Source organism: Kitasatospora sp. NPDC101235, assembly GCF_044767505.1.
Taxonomy (GTDB): Bacteria; Actinomycetota; Actinomycetes; order Streptomycetales; family Streptomycetaceae; genus Kitasatospora.
Genome location: NZ_JBIWNZ010000029.1, coordinates 113,420 through 115,674, shown reverse-complemented (window position 1 = coordinate 115,674; position 2,255 = coordinate 113,420). Strand labels below are relative to the sequence as shown.

Genomic DNA, 2,255 nt, shown 5'->3' with positions numbered 1-2,255 from the left:
CAGTTGCGCTCGCGTCACACACCACGGTCTACCGGATCAGGACCCGCCGCGAAGGTGAATCACACAGATTGATCACGACCGAATACGTGCCCTAGGCGGCACCGCCGTCGGAACGGGGCTGAACGCCCCGGAGGGCTTCAGCCGTGACGTCGCAGCACAGATCGCCGAATTGACCGGCAAGCCGTTCGTCACGGCGGAGAACAAGTTCATGGCGCAGGGGTCACTGGACCCGATGGTGCGGGCGCACGCGGCGCTGCGCGGTCTGGCCGTGGCCTTGATGAAGATCGCCAACGACATGCGGTGGTTGGCCTCGGGTCCGCGCACCGGGTTCGCCGAATTGCTGCTGCCCCAGAACGAACCCGGCTCCTCGATCATGCCCGGCAAAGTCAACCCGACCCAGTGCGAAGCGATGGTGATGATCGCAATCCAGGTGCTCGGCAACGACTCCGCGGTGGCCTTCGCCGGCAGTCAGGGAAACTTCGAGCTGAACGCCATGCGTCCAGTGATCATCAACAACTTCCTGCACTCCGCGCGCATCCTCGCCGACGGGATGGAGAAGTTCCGGACGTTCTCCGTCAACGGCACCCAGCTCAACCGGGCGAAAATAGCGCAGTACGTGAACGAGAGCCTGATGCTGGTCACGGCGCTGAGCCCCGTCATCGGCTACCAGAACGCCGCTCACATCGCCGAATCCGCGCTGGCCAACGACCAGACACTCAAAGATGCCGCCATAGCAAGCGGTCACGTCGACGAGGAGACGTTCGACTCAGTTGTCGATCCGATCTCCATGGTCGGCCACGGCGTTTCGGGCGCCTGAAGCGCGGCTCCGGCCGTGGTGGAGGCGACCCGGCCGGGAGAGGAGAACGGTGATCGGAAGCAGGGAGCCGTACCTGGCTGGGCGCCAACCGACGAAGGTGCTGTTGTCGTGCATATCGACGAGCAGGCCGACGTGGATGGCGAGGACGCCGACTCGGTCGCCTGCGGCGGCTACCGCCGGGTCGGCTTCAGTAGGGTCGGGGACTGGCGCGGTGGCGTGATGCCCCGTTTCCAGTCCCCGCCGCTTCAAACCGTGCATGCAGTTCTCCCGCACACGGCTTTCCGACATCGTTCACCGGCTGGCATGCGCCGTCGCCCCGCGCACGTTCCCGGTCAGGCGGTAGACCCCGAGCCGACTGATCCACGCGTAGGTGTAACGGGTGGTCCAGTTCCGGCCCCGCAGGCCGTGTTTCCGGCTGGCGAAGATCGCCAGCCGCTCGTGGACGTAGCCGTCGACCGCGTTGAACTTCCGCCCGGAGTTGCCGTTGCGAAAATACGCTGCCCAGCCCCGCAAGACCGGGTTGAGGTCGGCGACCACGGCGGCCACCGGCCTTTCGGACCGGGACCTGGAGGTCGCCGCGCGGATCTTCTCCCGCAGCACCCCCAACGCCCGCGCCGAGGGCTCTGGGGTGAATTCGATCGGTCGGTCGAAGAAAAAGTCCCGGCCCTTTTCGGCGGCCGGGACTGGCCCTTTTCGGCGACACATACGCCGGTGGAGGGGTCAGATCCCTTCCACGTCCATCCACGCGATGTCGTTCAGCTCGACATCGAGACCGCTGGCGCGGTGTCCGTTGTCCTTGAAGTAGTGCTCGCGCAGGCACTCGGCGAGGATCCGCTCCTGCTCGGCCTGGCTGGCTCCGGCGTCCCGGGCCTCGTAGAGGCGGCGGGCGACGGAGCCGGGCATCTTCTGAGTGATCGTGCGGGGGCGGGGGTCGTCGGTGGAGCCGCCGGCCGCGCTGTAGCCGAAGGTCGCCTGGATATGGAGCATGAAGCCGTTCTTCTCGGCATCGCGGCGTACCCGCCGCTTCACCCGCGGCTGCCAGGCGGCGCGGACTTGGTCTCGATGGCCTTGGCTGCGGCCGGTTTCGGGGTGCCCTGGCCCTTGAACCAACGCTGCACAGTGCGCTGGGAAACGCCGAGGTCCGCGGCCAGTGCCTTGGTCGAACCCTTGGCACCCTTGAGCAGGAACCGCATCCGGGCCCGGACGGACTGCGGGATCGGACGGGTGCGCTCGGCACGCTCCAGGCCCTCGTCGATCTCCCGGCTCACACGTTCTCCTTCCCGGCCGCCCAGGTCGGCGGCCACTGCTGCTGGTCATAGGTGGGCGGCCCCCCCCCGGGGGGGGGGGGGGCCCCCGGGGCGAAAAGTCACCGGGGTCGACGCCGCCCGCCCTCAATTGGGGGCCCCGGGTCGCCGCCGCGGCCCCCACCGGGCTCTCC

At 68.0% G+C, this 2,255-nt stretch carries 4 protein-coding genes; 1 reads left to right on the top strand and 3 read right to left on the bottom strand.

Going from position 1 to position 2,255, the window contains the following annotated elements; all coding sequences use genetic code 11:
* Positions 1–58: 58 nt before the first annotated feature.
* Complete coding sequence (locus ACIRRH_RS35045; RefSeq protein WP_403075582.1) at positions 59–817, top strand: lyase family protein; 759 nt, start codon at positions 59–61, stop codon at positions 815–817.
* A gap of 291 nt (positions 818–1,108) precedes the next feature.
* On the opposite strand, the gene ACIRRH_RS35040 is transcribed toward ACIRRH_RS35045, so the two are convergent.
* The 3 genes from ACIRRH_RS35040 to ACIRRH_RS35030 form a co-directional block, all read right to left on the bottom strand.
* A complete protein-coding gene (locus ACIRRH_RS35040; protein WP_403075568.1) occupies positions 1,109–1,417 on the bottom strand; it encodes a group II intron maturase-specific domain-containing protein in 309 nt (102 codons plus the stop codon).
* 120 nt (positions 1,418–1,537) lie between these two features.
* Complete coding sequence (tpg, locus tag ACIRRH_RS35035) at positions 1,538–1,846, bottom strand: telomere-protecting terminal protein Tpg (protein WP_403075566.1); 309 nt, start codon at positions 1,844–1,846, stop codon at positions 1,538–1,540.
* Positions 1,843–2,085 (bottom strand): helix-turn-helix domain-containing protein, encoded by a 243-nt coding sequence (locus ACIRRH_RS35030; protein ID WP_403075563.1) that lies wholly within the window; start codon positions 2,083–2,085, stop codon positions 1,843–1,845. Before ACIRRH_RS35030 ends, tpg begins: the two co-directional genes overlap by 4 nt.
* Positions 2,086–2,255: the final 170 nt, after the last annotated feature.